At 71.6% G+C, this 17,079-nt stretch carries 15 protein-coding genes; 11 read left to right on the top strand and 4 right to left on the bottom strand.

The genetic code is table 11. The features are described 5' to 3' along the window. Window positions 1–10: 10 nt before the first annotated feature. A complete protein-coding gene (locus VLJ82_RS12185) occupies window positions 11–937 on the top strand; it encodes a DUF72 domain-containing protein (RefSeq protein ID WP_408663625.1) in 927 nt (308 codons plus the stop codon). On the opposite strand, the gene VLJ82_RS12180 is transcribed toward VLJ82_RS12185, so the two are convergent. Continuing rightward, window positions 934–1,839: a Rieske 2Fe-2S domain-containing protein gene (locus tag VLJ82_RS12180; protein WP_408663624.1), complete on the bottom strand. Its 906-nt coding sequence runs from the start codon at window positions 1,837–1,839 to the stop codon at window positions 934–936. The genes VLJ82_RS12185 and VLJ82_RS12180 overlap by 4 nt on opposite strands. 207 nt (window positions 1,840–2,046) lie before the next feature. Here VLJ82_RS12180 and VLJ82_RS12175 point away from each other — a divergent pair, with 207 nt between their 5' ends. The 3 genes from VLJ82_RS12175 (at window position 2,047) to VLJ82_RS12165 (ending at window position 3,673) form a co-directional block, all read left to right on the top strand. Further along, window positions 2,047–2,493, top strand: a complete 447-nt coding sequence (locus VLJ82_RS12175; protein ID WP_408663623.1) for a helix-turn-helix domain-containing protein — start codon at window positions 2,047–2,049, stop codon at window positions 2,491–2,493. Window positions 2,494–2,497: 4 nt separating this feature from the next. After that, complete coding sequence (locus VLJ82_RS12170) at window positions 2,498–3,280, top strand: hypothetical protein (protein ID WP_408663622.1); 783 nt, start codon at window positions 2,498–2,500, stop codon at window positions 3,278–3,280. A 96-nt stretch (window positions 3,281–3,376) separates the two neighbouring features. After that, window positions 3,377–3,673: a DUF2516 family protein gene (locus VLJ82_RS12165; protein ID WP_408663621.1), complete on the top strand. Its 297-nt coding sequence runs from the start codon at window positions 3,377–3,379 to the stop codon at window positions 3,671–3,673. A gap of 46 nt (window positions 3,674–3,719) precedes the next feature. Here VLJ82_RS12165 and VLJ82_RS12160 read toward each other — a convergent pair whose 3' ends face one another. Next, on the bottom strand, window positions 3,720–4,106 hold the full coding sequence (locus VLJ82_RS12160; RefSeq protein WP_408663620.1) for an Mpo1-like protein: 387 nt from the start codon (window positions 4,104–4,106) through the stop codon (window positions 3,720–3,722). A gap of 141 nt (window positions 4,107–4,247) precedes the next feature. Here VLJ82_RS12160 and VLJ82_RS12155 point away from each other — a divergent pair, with 141 nt between their 5' ends. The 5 genes from VLJ82_RS12155 to VLJ82_RS12135 all read left to right on the top strand — a co-directional run bounded on the left by VLJ82_RS12155 (window position 4,248) and on the right by VLJ82_RS12135 (window position 9,785). After that, window positions 4,248–4,466 (top strand): hypothetical protein, encoded by a 219-nt coding sequence (locus tag VLJ82_RS12155; protein ID WP_408663619.1) that lies wholly within the window; start codon window positions 4,248–4,250, stop codon window positions 4,464–4,466. Window positions 4,467–4,781: 315 nt separating this feature from the next. Continuing rightward, entirely contained in the window at window positions 4,782–7,280 is a 2,499-nt protein-coding gene (locus VLJ82_RS12150) for a family 1 glycosylhydrolase (protein ID WP_408663651.1), read from the top strand. Next, window positions 7,277–7,576 (top strand): hypothetical protein, encoded by a 300-nt coding sequence (locus VLJ82_RS12145; protein WP_408663618.1) that lies wholly within the window; start codon window positions 7,277–7,279, stop codon window positions 7,574–7,576. Before VLJ82_RS12150 ends, VLJ82_RS12145 begins: the two co-directional genes overlap by 4 nt. After that, complete coding sequence (glf, locus tag VLJ82_RS12140) at window positions 7,573–8,736, top strand: UDP-galactopyranose mutase (RefSeq protein WP_408663617.1); 1,164 nt, start codon at window positions 7,573–7,575, stop codon at window positions 8,734–8,736. Before VLJ82_RS12145 ends, glf begins: the two co-directional genes overlap by 4 nt. Before the next feature lie 17 nt (window positions 8,737–8,753). Further along, entirely contained in the window at window positions 8,754–9,785 is a 1,032-nt protein-coding gene (locus VLJ82_RS12135) for a family 43 glycosylhydrolase (protein WP_408663616.1), read from the top strand. Between the two features lie 4 nt (window positions 9,786–9,789). Here VLJ82_RS12135 and VLJ82_RS12130 read toward each other — a convergent pair whose 3' ends face one another. Together VLJ82_RS12130 and VLJ82_RS12125 are read right to left on the bottom strand one after the other, a co-directional pair. Continuing rightward, a complete protein-coding gene (locus VLJ82_RS12130) occupies window positions 9,790–11,688 on the bottom strand; it encodes a glycoside hydrolase family 2 protein (protein WP_408663615.1) in 1,899 nt (632 codons plus the stop codon). A gap of 73 nt (window positions 11,689–11,761) precedes the next feature. Then, window positions 11,762–13,303, bottom strand: coding sequence for an ATP-dependent DNA ligase (locus tag VLJ82_RS12125; protein WP_408663614.1), 1,542 nt, complete (start codon window positions 13,301–13,303; stop codon window positions 11,762–11,764). 687 nt (window positions 13,304–13,990) lie between these two features. Between VLJ82_RS12125 and VLJ82_RS12120 the strand changes: the two genes are divergently transcribed. Together VLJ82_RS12120 and VLJ82_RS12115 are read left to right on the top strand one after the other, a co-directional pair. Then, complete coding sequence (locus tag VLJ82_RS12120) at window positions 13,991–16,423, top strand: glycosyltransferase (protein ID WP_408663613.1); 2,433 nt, start codon at window positions 13,991–13,993, stop codon at window positions 16,421–16,423. Next, the coding region (locus VLJ82_RS12115) for an ArnT family glycosyltransferase (protein ID WP_408663612.1) at window positions 16,420–17,079 on the top strand (660 nt) is incomplete at its 3' end. The genes VLJ82_RS12120 and VLJ82_RS12115, both read left to right, overlap by 4 nt.

The following is a 17,079-nucleotide window of genomic DNA, read 5'->3' as shown; positions in this document are numbered from 1 at the left end:
GTTGAAGCCCATGAGCGCCTGGGTCGGCATCTCCGGCTGGATGTACCCGCCGTGGCGCGGCGACTTCTATCCGCCCGGGCTGCCGCACCGCCTGGAGCTGGCCTATGCCGCCTCCCGGCTGACCTCGATCGAGGTCAACGGGTCGTTCTACTCGCTGCAGCGGCCGTCCGGCTTCTACCGGTGGGCGGCCGAGACGCCGCCGGACTTCCTGTTCTCGGTCAAGGGCGGCCGGTTCATCACCCACATGAAGAAGCTGCGCGACGTCGACACCCCGCTGGCCAACTTCTTCGGCTCCGGGGTGCTGGCCCTGCAGGACAAGCTCGGCCCGCTGCTGTGGCAGCTGCCGCCGACGCTGGGCTTCGACGCCGACCGGCTGACCGAGTTCTTCACCGGGCTGCCGGCCTCCACCGGCGAGGCGGCCTACCTGGCCCGCCGGCACGACGAGCGGCTGGCCGGCCGGGCCTGGACCGGGGTGCTCGCCGACCGGCCGCTGCGGCACGCCGTGGAGGTGCGGCACGACAGCTACCGCACGCCGGCCTTTCCCGAGCTGTTGCGCCAGCTCGGCGTCGGGCTGGTGGTGGCCGACACCGCTGGCCGCTGGCCGCAGCTGTTCGACGTCACCGCCGACTTCGTCTACGTCCGGCTGCACGGTGCGCAGGAGCTCTACGCCAGCGGCTACGACGACACCGAGCTCGCCGGCTGGGCCGACCGGATCGCCGGCTGGACGAGCCGGGGCCTGGACGTGTTCGTGTACTTCGACAACGACATCAAGGTGCGGGCCCCCTACGACGCCCAGGCGCTGCAGCACCAGCTGGCGGCCCGGGGCGTGATGGAGCTGCCCCGGCGGCCGGAGGTGACTGCCGGCCGGCCGGCCCGGGCCCGGACCGCTCCTGCCCGGACGCCGACCCGGCCGAACCCCTGGGCGGCCCGGGGCTAGCTGACCGGGTTGGTCCGCAGCGAACCGGGCTCGTCGGTGTGCCGCAGCTGGATCGAGCCGTACCGGGTGCGCACCTCGTAGGCGCGCTGGTTGCGGGTGGCGGGCCCGGCCAGCACCTGCCCGTCGCTGACCCGGAACTTGCTGAAGTGCCACGGGCAGGTGATGCAGCCGTCGGCGAGCTCGCCCTCGTGCAGCGGGCCGCCCCGGTGGGTGCACCGGTCGGCGATGGCGTAGAGCTGGCCACCGGTGCGCACCAGCAGCACCGGCAGCTTGCCGTTGTAGACCAGGGTGGGCTGGTCGTCGGCCAGCTCGTCCTCGCGCAGCACGTCGACCCATTCCTCGTTCGCGTGGTCGAAGGCGGTGGTGTCCACGCCGACCCCGCGGGCGTAGCTGAGGTGCCCGCCCAGCCAGCCGGTCACGCCCAGGGTGACCGCGCCCGCCGCGGCCAGCGCCGCGCCCACGCCCTGGCGTTGCCGGCGCCGGGCGAACCAGCTGCCGGCGTAGAGCCCCAGGGCCAGCTGGTTGCCGAGCGCGTGCACCAGGCCGACCCGGCGTTCGGCGAGCGTGGTGTCCACCCAGTCGTTGACGCCGGTCAGGGCGGCCGGGATCGCCGCGGCGATGCCGAGCCCGACCAGCTTGGTGGCCGCCGCCTGTCCCTGCTTGCCACCGGCCAGGTCCAGGTAGCTGGCCCCGATCCAGGAGCCGAGCGGTACCACCACCAGCACCGGGTGCAGCGGATGCCCGGCGGCGGTGCCGCTCAGCGTGTTGCGCAGCCCCGTCGAGGCGTACAGCGGCTTGCTCACCAGCGTGGCCAGCCGGTCGGCGACCGGGTCCAGCGCGGTGCTTCGCTCCACCCGGCCGATCAGGGAGTCCAGGGTGCGGTTGATTCGCCAGCTCAGCATGTCGGGCCTTACCCGGGCGGGCAGCGCGCGTGCCACAGTCCCGTGTGCTCGAAGGACGCTGGGGTTCAGCTGAGCCGACAGTAGCGTGGCCCCGCCGCGCCGCGCATGCCCGGGCGAAGGCGTCCGAGCGGGGCTGGCTATGAGGCCGGCCACAATTGCAAGCGCCCTGCTTGCAATTGCTAGCACTTGCGGAGCAGGCTGGACTGCGTGAACGTGGACGGGCTCAAGGAGACGGCGGCCAAGGCGCCGCTGATCGGAGTGGGCACCATCGGTGACCTCATCCGCGAGCAACGCCAGCAGGCCCAGGTGTCGCTGCGCCAGCTCGCCAAGCTGGCCGGGGTCTCCAATCCCTACCTGTCCCAGGTGGAGCGGGGGCTGCGCCGGCCGAGTGCCGAGATCCTGCAGCAGATCGCCAAGGGGCTGCGGATCTCGGCGGAGCAGCTCTACGTCCGGGCCGGCATCCTGGAGGACCGGCCCGCCGGCTCCGAGCTGGTGCCGGCCATCCGTTCCGACCCGGCGCTGACCGAGCGCCAGAAGAACGTGCTCGTCGAGATCTACGAGACCTTCCGCCGTGAGAACAGTGCTGCCGGCCTCGACCCGACGCCGGTGGCAGCACGGCCGAACGCCGCCGATGCGGCATCTGAGAAGGAGTAATCGCATGTCCATCGCCACGGATATCCGTGCCTATGCAGACCTCGCCCTGGAGCAGGGCCGGGCGGCCCTCAACCAGGCCGGAACCGCCGCCGGCACCGCCAACAAGCGGCTGGCCGCCGACGCCGGCAAGCAGGTGCGAGTCGTGCTGGGAGCGGCCGACCTGCTCGCCGAGACCGTCGGCAAGCAGGTGGAGGCCCTCGGCAAGCAGGCCGAGCACCTCGGCCGGCGGATGGAGTCGCTGCCGGAACTGTCGGCCGCTGCCGCCGGCAACCTCGCCAAGGCGCAGGAGAGCGGCAAGGCGCTGCTCGACCGGGCCCAGGACGACGCGCTGGCCCGCCTTGGCGAGCTGCGCGAGCGCCTGGACGCGGGCCTTGAAACCGTGCGGTCGCTGCCGAGCCTGCCGGTGATCGCCGCCGGCACCACCAGCGGCTACCTCGACACCGCTCGGCAGGCCTACGGCAGGCTGACCGCCCGCGGCGGGGCCCGGCTGGCCGACCTGCGCAACGACCCCCGGGTCGGCAAGCTGCTCGGCGAGCTGGACGCGGCCTCGGCCGCCCTGGCCACCCGGATCGCCCCGGTCCTGGGCGCGGTGCGCTCGGAGGTGGTTTCCGATCTCGACTCGGCCGCCGAGAAGATCGAGAACATCGACCTCGGGGAGAACGCCGCCGCGCCGGCCACCCGCAAGGCGGCGGAGACCAAGGCGTCGCCGGCCAAGGCCAGCACCCCGGCCAAGTCCGGTAGCACCAAGTCCGGCACCACTCGCAGGACCGCGGCCAAGAAGGACTAGTCCTCGGCGTTCCTGCGCTCCAAGCTGCTGAGCCCCGGCCCCTGAAATCGTTTCGGGCCGGGGCACAGCTCTTTTCGGTGGATTAGGCTGGTGATCGTGCAGACCATCGACAACATCGAGAACGGCCTGCTCCTGGTGGTGTTACTGGGAGTGCTGGCCCTGCAGCTCTGGGCGTTGGTGGACTGCATCACGCGCAAGGCACCGGCGTTCCCGGCCGCCGGCAAGCTCACCAAGCCGACCTGGATCCTGCTGACCGCGGTCGCCGTCGCGCCGGTGGCCTTCCTGCAGGACGTGCTGAACCTGCTCTCCTACATCGGCATCATCGTCAGCTGCGTGTACCTGGCCGACGTCCGGCCGGCGGTCCGCGAGATCAGCGGCCCGTCCCGCTGGTAGCCGTCCCGGCAGTCGACCGGCCGTCCCGGCAGCTCGATCGGGCGCCTCAGGCGGCCAGCCGGACCGGGGACGGCGGGGAGTTGGTGGCGGTGCGGTGCTCGGGGTGCTCGGCCAGCCAGTCCCGGGCGATCAGCGTCAGCTCCCGGTCCCGGCCGTCCAGCAGCATCGCGATCATCTGCGCGTCGCCGCGCAGTGACCACAGCGGGTGACCGAAGCTGGCCGGGTTGTTCTTCTCGATCAGCCAGTGGCTCGGCCAGGCGACGCCGTAGCCGAGCACCGGCAGCGCGGCGAGCAGCCGGCGGCGGCCGGTCAGCAGGCCGAACAGCGCCAGCGCCAGGCCTGAGAGCGTGCCCACAGCATGCAGCCTGCGGGTCAGCGGCTGGGAATGCATAGCGACGTAGTACGGAAAGAACTCCTGGTAGCTGCCGAACATGCTCGGTACCTCCCTCGCCGACGTGCTCTTCGGGACCGGACTCAGCTGCCATTGTGGCAAAGCCGAGCAACGTCGGAGAACCCCGTGTGCGGCAGCACGTTCCCGAGCGGCCGGAACGGGCCGGCACGGTAATCTGGGCCGATGACCGAGCATCCGGACGAAGACCGCATCGAGGCCCGCGCGAACCTGGAGCCCGAGGAGCTGGCGGCCGGCAGCGACGATCCGCACCGGCAGGCCGAGGTCATCCTGGAAGACTCCGACACCCGGGTGGCCGCACCCGAGCAAACCAGGCACGACTCGTCCCAGACCCCGGATCGCCATGACCAGGTTCCGGAGTCGGCGGACCTGCCAGCGGACTGACCTCCTCCGGCAGCGGACTGACCTCCTCCGGCAGCGGACTGACATCCTCCGGCGCGGCAGGCCGGAAACCTGGCCGGTAGCCGACTGCCGTGACCCGGCTGCACCACACACCCGCCGTCGGCCGCGGCTGCCGGGGGTGGCAGATCCGGCAACCGACCCGTTACTGTGACAACAGCTGGAAAGCCAGCGTCTCTACGCTGCCCCTTCCGGCAGCGCCGATGGCGAGCGTCCGGCTGGACACCAGACGCTTCGTAAGGGGCTCCTCCGGTGCATCCAGCTGTCCTTCCCGCTTCCGGCATCTGGCCGTTGCCAGCCGTGGGCCGCACCGTGGTCGGGGGCTTCGAGAGCACCCACCTGCCCGCCTACCGCACCGACCTGGCCGAGGCAACCGGGCACGCCGAGCGATGGCAGGCCGACCTGGACGACCTGCTGGCCGCCGGTGTGCGCTGCCTGCGCTACCCGCTGCGCTGGCCGCGGATCGAACCGGAGCCGGGCCGCTTCGACTGGTCGCGGACCGACCGGGTGCTGGAGCACCTGCGCGCCGCCGGCGCCGTGCCGATCGTCGACCTGGTCCACCACACCAGCTATCCCGACTGGCTGTCCGACGGCTTCCGGGACGAGGGATTCGCACCGGCCCTGGTGCGCTACGCCGAGGCGGTTGCGCGGCGTTACCCCTGGCTGCCGGCGTACACGCTGTTCAACGAGCCGTTCGCCACCCTGCACCTGGCCGGGTGCGAGGGGCTGTGGCCGCCGTACGACCGCGGCATCGCCGGCTTCGTCCGGCTGGCCCGCTCGGTGCTGCCGGCGGTCAGCCGGGCCGCCGGCTGCTGGGCCGAGCTGCTGCCCGAGGCCCGGCACGTGTGGGTCGACACCGCCGAGCACCACACCGGTAACCCGGCCTGCCAGGACTACGCGGAGCTCGCCAACGACCGGCGGTACCTGCTGCTGGACCTGCTGACCGGCCACGACCTGGACCCGGCCCGGCCCTACCTCGCCGAGTTCGTCCGGGCCGGCGGCGGCCCGCTGCTGGAACTGCCGCCGTGCCGGGTCGACCTGCTGGGGCTGGACTACTACTGCCACTCCGAGTGGTTCTACGACGAGGCCGGCGGGCACGCGCCCTCGCCGTACCCGATCGGGTTCGCCGCGCTCGCCGAGCAGTACTCGGCCCGGTACGGCCTGCCGATGATGCTCACCGAGACCAACCTGCGCGGCCAGCCCTCCGACCGCGTCTCGTGGCTGCGCTACATGCTCGAGCAGTACGACCTCGCGCTGGAGCGGGGCGTGCCGCTGCACGGCTTCTGCTGGTTCCCCCAGGTCGACTCCTGCGACTGGGACTCGCTGCTGGCCCGCAGCGCCGGCCGGGTGGACCCGGTCGGGGTGCTGGGCATCGACCCGGCGACCGGGGGCCGCGAGTGGACCGGCTTCACCGACGCGTGGCAGCAGGTGGTGCGGGGCGCCGGTGCCGGGGACCTGCCGGCGTACCGGTTCCAGCCGCCGTGCGATGCCCAGCTGGCCGGCCTGACCGCCCGCCTCGACCACTGGCCGTGGGAGGACCCTCCGGCGGAGCAGGTCGCCGCCGCCGTCGCCGTTCCGTTGCCCATCGACCAGGAGTTCGTGATGAACGACCTTTGTTCCCAGCCGGATCTGGTAGTGCTCTCTCACCTTCGCTGGCCCTGGGTGTGGCAGCGCCCGCAGCACCTGGTGTCCCGCTTCGCCCGGCAGCGGGCGGCGGCCGGTGCCCGCACCTGGTTCGTCGAGGAACCGGTCGCGGCCGGGGTCGACGCGCCCCGGATCGCCGCCGAGGAGCGGGACGGGCTGACCCGGGTGCGGCTGGAGGTCCCGGGCCAGAGCGATCCCACCGGCTCGGTCAGCTTCGCCGACCCGCGCGCCGCGTGCTATCCCGCCCTGCTGGCACAGTTCCTGGCCGAGCACGGCTGCCGGCCGGAACCGGATCTGTGGCTCTACACCCCGATGGCCTACGACATCGCCCGGCAGCTGCACGGTGGCCGGCTGGTCTATGACGTGATGGACGACCTGGCCGCCTTCCGCAACGCCCCCGAGGGCCTCCGGCTCCGGCAGCGGCAACTGCTGCACGCGGCCGACGTCGTCTTCACCGGCGGCCGCTCGCTGCACCGCGCCACCCTCAGCCAGCGCCGGCACGCCGTGCACCTGTTCCCCAGCGGCGTGGAGAGCCGGCACTACGCGGCCTCCCGGTCGTTACGCGTCCCGCGCCAGCGCAAGGTGGCAGGCTACGTCGGGGTGATCGACGAGCGGATCGACCTCGAGCTGGTCGCGAGCCTGGCCGCCGGCCTGCCGGACTGGACGGTGCGGCTGGTCGGCCCGGTGGCGAAGATCGATCCGTCCGACCTGCCGCAGGCGGCCAACCTCGACTACCTGGGCATGGTGGGCTATCCGGAACTGCCGCGGGTGATGGCGGGTTTCGACGTGGCGCTGATGCCCTTCGCCCGCAACGAGGCGACCCGGGCGATCAGCCCCACCAAGACCCTGGAGTACCTGGCCGCCGGCCTGCCGGTGGTGTCCACCCGGGTGCCCGACGTGGTGGCCGACTATTCCGGCGTGGTGTGCCTGGCCGACGACGGGCCGGCGTTCGCGGCGGCCTGCCGCGAGGTGGTGACCCATTCGGTGGCCGACCGGGATCGGCGGGTCCAGCCGATCCAGGCCCGGCAGGAATGGGACTGCATCGCCTCGGCGATGGCCGGCCTGCTCGACCGGCACACCCGGACGGTGGAGGTGGTGGTCGAGGTGGCCGAGGTGTACGTCGAGACGACCGGCCAGGAGGAGGTGCCGGCATGAGCGCGGCGGTCAGCGCCCTCACCCGGGACCTGGAATTCGCCCACCGGCAGGCGGTCACCGCGGCCGGGCACGGCCTGCAGGACGCCGCGCTCGGAGCGGCCCGGCTCACCGGGGCCGGCGTGCCGGTGCTCGCCGAGGCGGCGGTGTCGTCGGCGACGCCGTTCCTGCGCGCACCGCTGCTGAGCCGGATCTTCAATGCGCTTCGGATGCATCCGGTGCAGGGCGACGCGGCCGGCCGGTGCGCCACCTGCAACGTGCCGGCGCCGTGCCCCACCGCGCGGGAGCTGAACCCGTGACCGGGACCGCCGGCGAGCTGCGGGCCGCCGACCTGGTGGTGGTGGGATCGGGGTTCTTCGGGCTGACGGTCGCCGAGCGGGTGGCCGAGCAGTTCGACCGGCGGGTGGTGGTGCTCGAGATCCGCGATCACCTCGGTGGCAACGCCTATTCCGAGATCGAGCCGCGGACCGGCATCGAGGTGCACCGGTACGGCGCGCACCTGTTCCACACCTCCAACGAGCGGGTGTGGAACTACGTCAACCGCTTCACCGGCTTCACCGGCTACCAGCACCGGGTCTTCACCGTGAGCAAGGGCCGGGTGTACCCGATGCCGATCAACCTCGCCACCATCTGTGAGTACTTCGGCGCGCACTTCAGCCCGTCCGAGGCGCGCGAGCTGATCCGCCAGCAGGCCGCCGAGGTGTCTGGTTCCGAGCCGGACAACCTGGAACGCAAGGCGATCGCCTCGATCGGGCGGCCGCTGTACGAGGCGTTCGTGCGCGGATACACCGAGAAACAATGGCAGACCGACCCGCGCGAGCTGCCTGCCGACGTGATCAGCCGGCTGCCGGTGCGCTACACCTTCGACAACCGCTACTTCGACGACACCTATGAAGGACTGCCGACCGAGGGCTACACCCCGTGGTTGCGGCGGATGGCCGACCACCGCAACATCAGCGTGCTGCTCGGTACCGACTTCTTCGACGTCCGCGACCGGATCCCGGCCGGCGTGCCGGTCGTCTACACCGGCCCGCTGGACCGGTATTTCGGTTATGCCGAAGGCGAACTGGGCTGGCGCACGCTGGACTTCGAGCAGGAGGTGCTCGACGTCGGCGACTTCCAGGGCACGCCGGTGATGAACTACGCCGACTCCGACGTGCCGTGGACCCGGATTCACGAGTTCCGGCACTTCCACCCCGAACGGAGCGGATATCCCGCCGACAGCACGGTCATCGTCCGGGAGTTCTCCCGGCAGGCCGGCCGGGACGACGAACCGTACTACCCGGTGAACACCGAGCGGGACCGGGAGATGCTGGCCCGGTACCGGGCCCGGGCGGCGGCCGAGCCCGACGTGTACTTCGGCGGCCGGCTCGGCACTTACAAGTACCTCGACATGCACATGGCGATCGCGTCCGCGCTGCGGCTGGTGGACAACGAGCTGGCCGGCCGTTTCCGTTGACTCCAGAAAGAGAAGCCATGACCCCGACGGCAGGCCTGGGAACGGCGTTCGTGCCGGAGCCGGCGGTGGACCAGGGCGATCCGTTCCTGCTTGAGGTGCCGGCCGGGCAGCGGTCGGCCGGGGTGTTCCGGTTCTACGTCTACGTCTCCGCGGCGGGCTTTCCGGTGTACGGGTCCGACGACCTGCTCGACCCGGCCGGCTGGCAGCGGGTCGGGGACAGCTACCCGGGCCTGGGGGTGGACCCGTGGTGCTGGGCGCCGTGCGTGCGCTATCTGCCCGGCCTGCCGCGGCCCTGGGTGATGCTCTACTCCCGGGCCAGGGGCGCCGGCGAGCCCGAGGGCCACCAGCAGCACCGGCTGCGGCGGGCCGACAGCTCCTCGCCGGCCGGCCCGTTCGCCGACTCCGGCGAGGTGCTGACCCCGGACCTGGACTTCGCCATCGACCCGGACGTCTGCGCCGACGCCAGCGGGGTGCGGTGGCTGTACTTCGCGACCGACTTCGTCGACGACGAGCCGTACGGCACCGGCATCGTGCGGGCTCGGATCAGTGCGGACCTGCGGCGCCTGGAGTCTGGGCCGGAGGTGATCGCCCGGCCGCGGGCGCAGTGGCAGCTCTACGACGCGCACCGCTCGATGCCCTGGAAGGACATCCCCGGGGTGCGGTGGGACCGGGCCGAGACGGTGCGCTGGTCGACCATCGAGGGACCGGCGGTGCTCACCTCACCGGGCGGCCGCGAGGTGGTGCTCTACAGCGGCGGCAACTTCGCCGACTTCTACGGCATCGGCGTGATCGCCCGGGAGCCTGGCGGCGGCCAGTGGCTGGACCTCAGCCCGACGCCGGCGGCCAGCCTACTGGGCCCGGACCCGGCGGCCGGCCTGTTCGGCCCGGGACACTGCAGCGTGCTCACCAGCGACGGGCGGCCGTACCTGTGCTACCACTTCCGCAGCTCGCCCGCGGCGGTCAGGCAGTTCTCGGTGGCAGCGCTGCGGTGGGAGCCCGGCACCGACCTGCCCCGGCTGGCGGTGCCGCAACCTCAGCGATCGGACTGAGGCGTCAGGGCGTTCCGCCGTTGCTGATGCCCGATTCCATCACGGTGGGCGGGTAGTCGCCGTACTCGAACGAGCCGATCTGATCGGCCGGCACGGCTGCCGAGGGCCGGCGGTTGATGGACCGCAGGACGGCCGGGTCCGCCTTGGGCGTCCGGTCGGCGGTCAGCAGCCCGTTCTTCTCCTGCAGGGTGTCGGTGAGCTGGGTGTAGCAGAACCCGCTGATGGCGGGGGCGTCCAGCAGCGCGTCCACCAGCGCCCGGTAGCGGGCCAGCAGTTCCTCCGAGCTGCGCGCGACCGAGTAGCCGTGCCAGGACGGGCCGTCGTCGGTGTCGTAGGAGATCCCGCCGAACTCGGTGATCATCAGCGGCAGGCCGTCGGCGGTCATGCCCGGCAGCAGCACCGAGCGGTAGCCCGGCTGGACGTCCTGCAGGGTAGTGCTGACGGCGGCGGTGTTGCCGTAGCGCTGGCTCAGCACCTTGCCGTGCGCGGTGTAGTCGTGCACGGTGAGGACGTCGGTGACGATCTGCTCCCAGCCATCGTTGCCCACCACCAGCCGGGTGGGATCCAGGGCCTTGGTGAGGTGGTAGAGCGCGGTGACGAAGCTGCGCTGCGCCGCCGAGCTGGTCAGCGTCGGCACGCCCCAGCTCTCGTTGATCGGCACCCAGGCGATGATGCAGGGGTGGCTGTAGTCGCGCCGCTGGATCTCCGTCCATTCCTCGGTGATCCGTTCCACCGCCCGGGTGGAGAACTCGTAGGCGGCCGGCATCTCGGCCCAGACCAGCAGGCCCAGCCGGTCACACCAGTACAGGAAGCTCGGGTCGGCGGCTCGCTGGTGCAACCGGACGCCGTTGAAGCCCAGCTCGCGCACCAGCTGCACCTCCCGGCGGGTGGCCTCGGAGTCCGGGACGGCCAGGTGCGACTCGGGCCAGTAGCCCTGGTCGAGGACCAGCCGCAGGAAGTACGGCCGGCCGTTGAGCAGGATCCGGTTGTTCGACGCGGCGATGCTGCGCATCGCGGCGTAGCTGTGCACCCGGTCGACCGGCGTGGGGGTGCCGGCCTCGTCATTGCCGTACAGCTCGATCTCGGCTTCGAACAGGTTGGGGGTCTCGGGCGACCACAGCATCCGCTGCCGTTCCAGGGTCATGTCGGCCTGCGGCAGCCGGACCGCGATGGTGGCCCGACCCCGGGTCACCGACACCGTGCTGTCGGCAAGCTCGGTGTCCTGGCCGGTCAACCGCAGCCGGAGCCGCAACGGCTGCTGGGCCACCTGGTTGAGCCGGACGTCCAGGCGCAGCACCGCGGCTTCGACGTCCGGCGTCCAGCGCAGCTTCTCGATCCGGACGGCAGGCACCGGTTCCAGCCAGACCCGCTGCCAGATGCCGCTGGTGCGCTCGTACCAGATCGCGTGCGGCTCGTCCTGCCAGTCCTGCTTGCCGCGGGGCTGCTCGAGGTCGCGCGGGTCGTCGACGGCACGTACCACCAGCACCTGCTCGGCCGAGTCCAGCAGCGCGTCGGTGATGTCGGCGGAGAAGGGGGTGTGGCCGCCGGTGTGCGAGGCCACCAGCTGGCCGTTCAACCAGACCTCGGCCGAGTAGTCCACCGCACCGAAGTGCAGCAGCAGCCGCTCGCCGGGCTGGTGCGGCGCGGTAAAGGTGCGGCGGTACCACAGCACCCGGTGGTAGCCGGTGTCGCCGATGCCGCTGGCTGCCGACTCCGGCGGGTAGGGCACCGTGATGCTGCGCTCGACCACGCCGGCCGAGGAGTGCCAGGTGCGGTACCAGCACCTGCTCAGCCCGATGTCGGAGTCGTCGTAGGAGAATTGCCACTCTCCGGACAGGTCGAACCAGCGGTCACGGGTCAGCTGGGGCCGCGGGTGCACGCCCGCGGGGAACTCCACTCTCACTGGCCTCAGGGTAATCGGGCCCTCCGGACGGGCAACTCCGGCCCGGCCGTACCCGCAGGCCTGGGACCGGTGCTCAGCCGGAGTCCAGACCTGCCGCGGCGGCCAGGGCCAGCACGGTGTCGATGGTGTCGGCCTCGTCGGCGGTCTTGTCGTCGCGGTAGCGCAGCACCCGGGCGAAGCGCAGCGCGACCTTGCCCGGGTAGCGGGAGGAGCGTTGCACCCCGTCGAAGGCGATCTCGACCACCTGCTCCGGCCGAACCCGGACCACGTAGGAGTCGGTGGGCCCGTCCGCCAGCTCCAGGAACCGCCTGGTCTGGAAGTCCAGGATCGCGTCCGTCATGCCCTTGAAAGTCTTGCCCAGCATGACGAAACCACCGGTTCGCGGATCCCGCGCGCCCAGGTGGATGTTGGACAGGGTGCCCCGGCGCCGGCCCGATCCCCATTCCACGGCGAGCACCACCAGGTCCAGGGTGTGCACCGGCTTGATCTTCAACCAGCCGGCGCCCCGGCGGCCCGCCTCGTACGGTGCGGTCAGCGACTTGGCCACCACGCCCTCCTGGCCGTGCGCCAGGGCGTCGGCGAGGAAGGCCTCGGCCTCGGCCGGATCGGCGGTGACCAGCCGCGGAATCCGGGCGGCCGCCGGCACCAGGCCGGCCAGGACCTCCGCCCGCCGGTCGCCCGGCTCGTCGAGCAGGTCGGTGCCCTCGACCTGCAGGATGTCGAACAGGAAGATCCCCAGCTCGGGTGAGCCGACGGCGGGCGCGGACAGGGTGCCCACCCGGCCCGCGGTCACCTGGAACGGTTGCGGCCGGCCGTCGCCGCGCAGCGCCATCAGCTCCCCGTCGGCGACGAACTCCTCGGCGGCGACGCCGCGCACCGCCGCGGTGATCTCGTCGAAGCGCCCGGTGACGTCCTCCAGGCCTCTGGTGAAGATCCGGACGTCGTCGCCGTTGCGGTGGACCTGCACCCGGATGCCGTCCAGCTTCCATTCGAAGGCGGCCGTCCCCCCGAGCCGCTCCAGGGCGTCGGCGGTGCTGGTCGCGGTCTGGGCGAGCATCGGGCTCACCGGCTGCCCGACCCGCAGCCGGAAGCCGGCCAGCGCCTCGCTGCCGCCGTCCAGCGCCGCGGCGGCCACCGCCGGCAGGCTGGCGCTGAGCATCGCGGCCCGCCGGATCTGCGCGATCGGCAGGTCGGCGGCCCGGGCGACCGCATCCGCCATCACGCCGGCCAGCGCACCCTGGCGCAGGTCACCGGTGAGCAACCGGACCAGGAACCGCTGCTCGGACTCGGTGGCGGCCGCGAACAGCGCCTCCAGCAGCTGCCGCCGGCGGGCCTGCGAGCCGGGACCGGCACAGCCGCCGATCTCGGTCAGGGCGGCTTCCACCGCGGCGACGTCCAGGCTCGGCTGCGGTGCGGGCGGCGGCAGCGAGCGCAGCGAACCCCAGCCGACGCCAATCTGTCGCTGGGTCAACTCTCCGGACAGCCACGAGACCACGGTGACCGCCTCCGCGCCGGAGCTGCCGCGAAGCAGCGCCGCCAGCTTCGCCACCTTCGCACCACGAGCCGGCGTGGCTGCCAGCTCGTCGGAGGTGGCGGTGACCAGGAAGAACTGCATGCCTCCAGCCTGGCAGATGGCCCCGAGCGAGCAGCGCAACCCGGCGGCACCGATGTCCGGAAAGGGCGCAGCTGACCTGCCTCAACCCCTACCACGTACGGTGACCACTCCATTACTGGATTGCGGCTAGGCATGCCCGAGCCACCGGGTGACGATAGGAGCACGACGCGCCTGGTGGGACCCGGCGGCGGTAGCAGATCTAGATGAGTAGTGCGCTACCTGCCGGAGTTCGCCGCGGGTTTCCCGGCTGTTCGCGCCGGCTGTCGGCCTGCCGATCAGCGTTTGTTGTGCTTCTAGAAGAGCATCCAACAGCAGAATGCTGTGCTGCCGAATTTTCCCAGCAGTTTGATTGGGTTTCCTGACCGTCTTCGGCGTTCGAGTCGCCTCTGCTGACGAAATCAAACAAGGGACTCACGTTGTCTCGCTGTCAATTTTCCCCTGATGTTAACGCTGTAAACCAGTGGTTGCATTAACCGAGAAACGGGGTTTAACTTCGTCCTACTCTCTTGGGCTCGGCCCGGAGATCGAGACTTCCGACGGGCCGGCACAGGAAGCGTGCGCCGTTGCGAAGTCGCACATAAGTGAAGCGGGGGGCTTCTCTTGACCAATACCCTTGATGCTGCACGCCCGGCGCGGCTTTCTGACGAAGTGGCCGCGAACGGCGAACCTCTTTCCGCACCTCATGACGTGACGGTCCTGCCGCCGGACCTGGCGGCTTGGTTCACGGTCATCGTGCCGACCCGCAACGAGGAAGGCTCGGTGCGCGCGCTGCTGTCGGGCCTGGCGGAGAGCCTGTCCGGCATTCCGGCCGAGGTTCTGTTCGTCGACGACAGCGCGGACAACACTCCCGAGGAGATCCGGCAGGCGGCTCGCGAGTGCGGCCTGGCGGTGCGGCTGCTGCACCGGCCCGCCGGTGCCCGGCACGGCGGGCTCGGCGGTGCCGTGGTAGCCGGCCTCAAGCACGCCCGGGGCAGCTGGGCGGTGGTGATGGACGGCGATCTGCAGCACCCGCCACAGTTGGCCGCCAAGCTCGTCCAGATCGGCCGGGCGCGCAACCTCGACCTGGTGGCGGGCAGCCGCTACACCGGCTCCGGTGCCTCCGACGGGCTGGCCGGCGGGTACCGCCGGGCGGTGTCGGGCCTGGCCACCCGGTTGGCCAAGGCGGTGTTCCCGCGGCGGCTGTCGCGGTTGTCGGACCCGATGTCGGGGTTCTTCGCGGTGCGGCTGGCAGCTCTGGACATCGACCGGCTGGACCCGATCGGCTTCAAGATCCTGCTGGAGCTGATGATCCGCCAGCCCCGGTTGCAGGTTGCCGAGGTGCCGTTCGTGTTCGGCACCCGGCTCGCCGGGCAGAGCAAGGCCTCGCTGCGCGAGGGCCTGCGGTTTCTCCGGCACCTGCTGCGGTTGCGGTTGCTGGTGCTGCGCATCCAGGTGCGGCGCTCGTCCACCACCTACGCCGGCGGCCGGCTCGGCCGGCTGGTCGCCTTCGGCGCGGTCGGCGGGACCGGCGTGTTCGTCAACACCGCCGCGCTCTGGGTGCTGTCCGAGCACGTGGTGCACCCGCACTACCTGATCGCGGCGGTGCTGGCCACCGAGGTGTCGACCAGCTGGAACTTCGTGCTGACCGAGAAGTTCGTCTTCACCGGCCACAAGCCCGGTACCCGGCTCGGCCGCGCGGTCCGGTTCTTCCTGCTCAACCACCTGGCGCTGTTGCCGCGGTTGCCGTTGCTGGCCCTGCTGGTCGGAGTGTTCGGAGCCCACCTGCTCATCGCCAACGTGCTGACCCTGGTGTTGCTGTTCCTGGTGCGCTTCGTGGTGGCGGACTCGGCCATCTACGCCAAGCCCGACGGCGAGGTGGTAGAGCGGCAGCCGATGCGCATCACGGTCGACCTGACCGGCGTGCAGCGTCCGGCGCCGGGCGAGCAGGCCACCGGGCAGTCCCGGCACCGGCGCGAGGCCCGCCCGGTCAGCGCGAGCAGCCGGTACCTGCCCTACCGCTACGCGATCGACGGCGTGCTCAGCGTCGGCTCCCAGGTGCCGCTGCGCGAGTTGGACTACTTCCGCGCGCAGTGGCTGGGCAACGACGTCGACCTCAGCATCCGGGTGGGCGAGGTCGGCCGCGGCCCGCGCACCCGGGCGCTGATGACCCAGCACGTCTTCCCGGCCGGGGTCAGCTACGCCGAGCACCTCGGCCGGCTGGGTGCCAACTTCCGGGTCGAGATCGGCGAGAAGATCGAGGTCACCTGCTCGCCGGCGCTGGCGCACTCCCCGCACGTGCTCTACACCAACGTCATCGAGGCGCTGCTGCGCTTCATCGCGGTGTCCCGCGGGGTGGTCCTGCTGCACTCGGCCTGCCTGGAGCTCGACGGCCGCGGGCTGCTGCTGTCGGCGCGCACCGACACCGGCAAGACCGGCAGCGTGCTCAAGCTGCTGCGCGAGCACGGCGCCCGGTTCCTGTCCGACGACATGACGATCCTGCATCCGGACGGGCATGCCACCTGCTTCCCCAAGCCGCTGACCATCAGCCACCACACCCTGCGTGCTGTGCAGGCCGGTGACCTGACGGCGGCCGAGTGGCGGCGGTTGAAGCTGCAGAGCAGGCTGCATTCCAAGGAGGGCCGCAACTTCGGCCTGGTGCTGGCGGGGCTGAACATCCCGATCATGGGCATCAACTCCCTCACCCAGCGGATCGTGCCGCCGCCGAAGTACCAGGTCGACCGGCTGGTGGACTGCCGCATCGTGCGCACCGTCGAGGTCGACAACCTGTTCGTGATCGAGCGCGGCGAGCCGGTGCTGGCCGACATCCCGTTCGACGAGGCCATCCAGACGCTGGTGGACAACACCGACGACGCCTACGGCTTCCCGCCGTTCCGGCAGATGGCGCCCTCGATCGTGATCGGCGAGGACGACTACGCCGAGCTGCGGCGCAAGGAGCGCGAGATCCTGGTGCGGGCGATGCGCAGCATCCGGGTACGCCGGCTCGGTTCGAACACCTTCTCCTGGGCCGAGGACATCGCCGCGTTGCTGCGGAGCTCCGGTGCTCCCGCGGCAGCGCAACAACCGGCCGGGATCGCCGAGCCGCCGGTCAGCGGACCGACCGTGCTGCCGGCCCCGGCATGACCAGCGATACCGAACCGGCCTCGGTACTGGTCCCCGCTCCCCAGCGGTTCTACGGGGCAGCGATCTGGGACGAGCCACCCGCCGGCCCCGACAGCCAGGCTGACCGGCCCGATCCTCGCTGGCGCCGGCTGGCCACCGGCCACCGGTTGCGCACCGCGCTGCCGGTGGCGCTGGTGCTCGCCCTGGCCACCTTCCTGCGGTTCTGGCAGCTCGACCGGGTCGGCTTCAACAGCGACGAGGCGGTCTACAGCGGCACCGCCGCATCACTGGCCGGCAACGACACGCTGCGCTCGATGTTCCCGGTGTTCCGGGCACATCCGCTGTTCCTGCAGATCCTGCTGTCGTGGGGAATGCACGGTGAGCTCAGCGACTGGTCGGCGCGCGCGGTCACCGCACTGATCGGGGTGGCCGCGGTGCTGGCCACCTATGCCCTGGGCCGGCGCCTGTACGACCACCGGGTGGGCTTGCTGGCGGCCCTGATCCTGGCCGTGATGCCCTACCACGTGGTGGTCAGTCGGCAGGTGCTGCTGGACGGCCTGATGACGCTGTGCGCCACCCTGGTGCTGTACTGCGTCGCCCGCTACGTCGAGTCGGCAGCGCTGCCCTGGATGCTGGCCAGCTGTGCCCTGATGGGCGCGACGGTGCTGGCCAAGGAG

Source organism: Jatrophihabitans sp. (assembly GCF_035474675.1).
Taxonomy (GTDB): domain Bacteria; phylum Actinomycetota; class Actinomycetes; order Mycobacteriales; family Jatrophihabitantaceae; genus Jatrophihabitans_A.
This window is presented reverse-complemented; position numbering and strand designations above follow the sequence as displayed.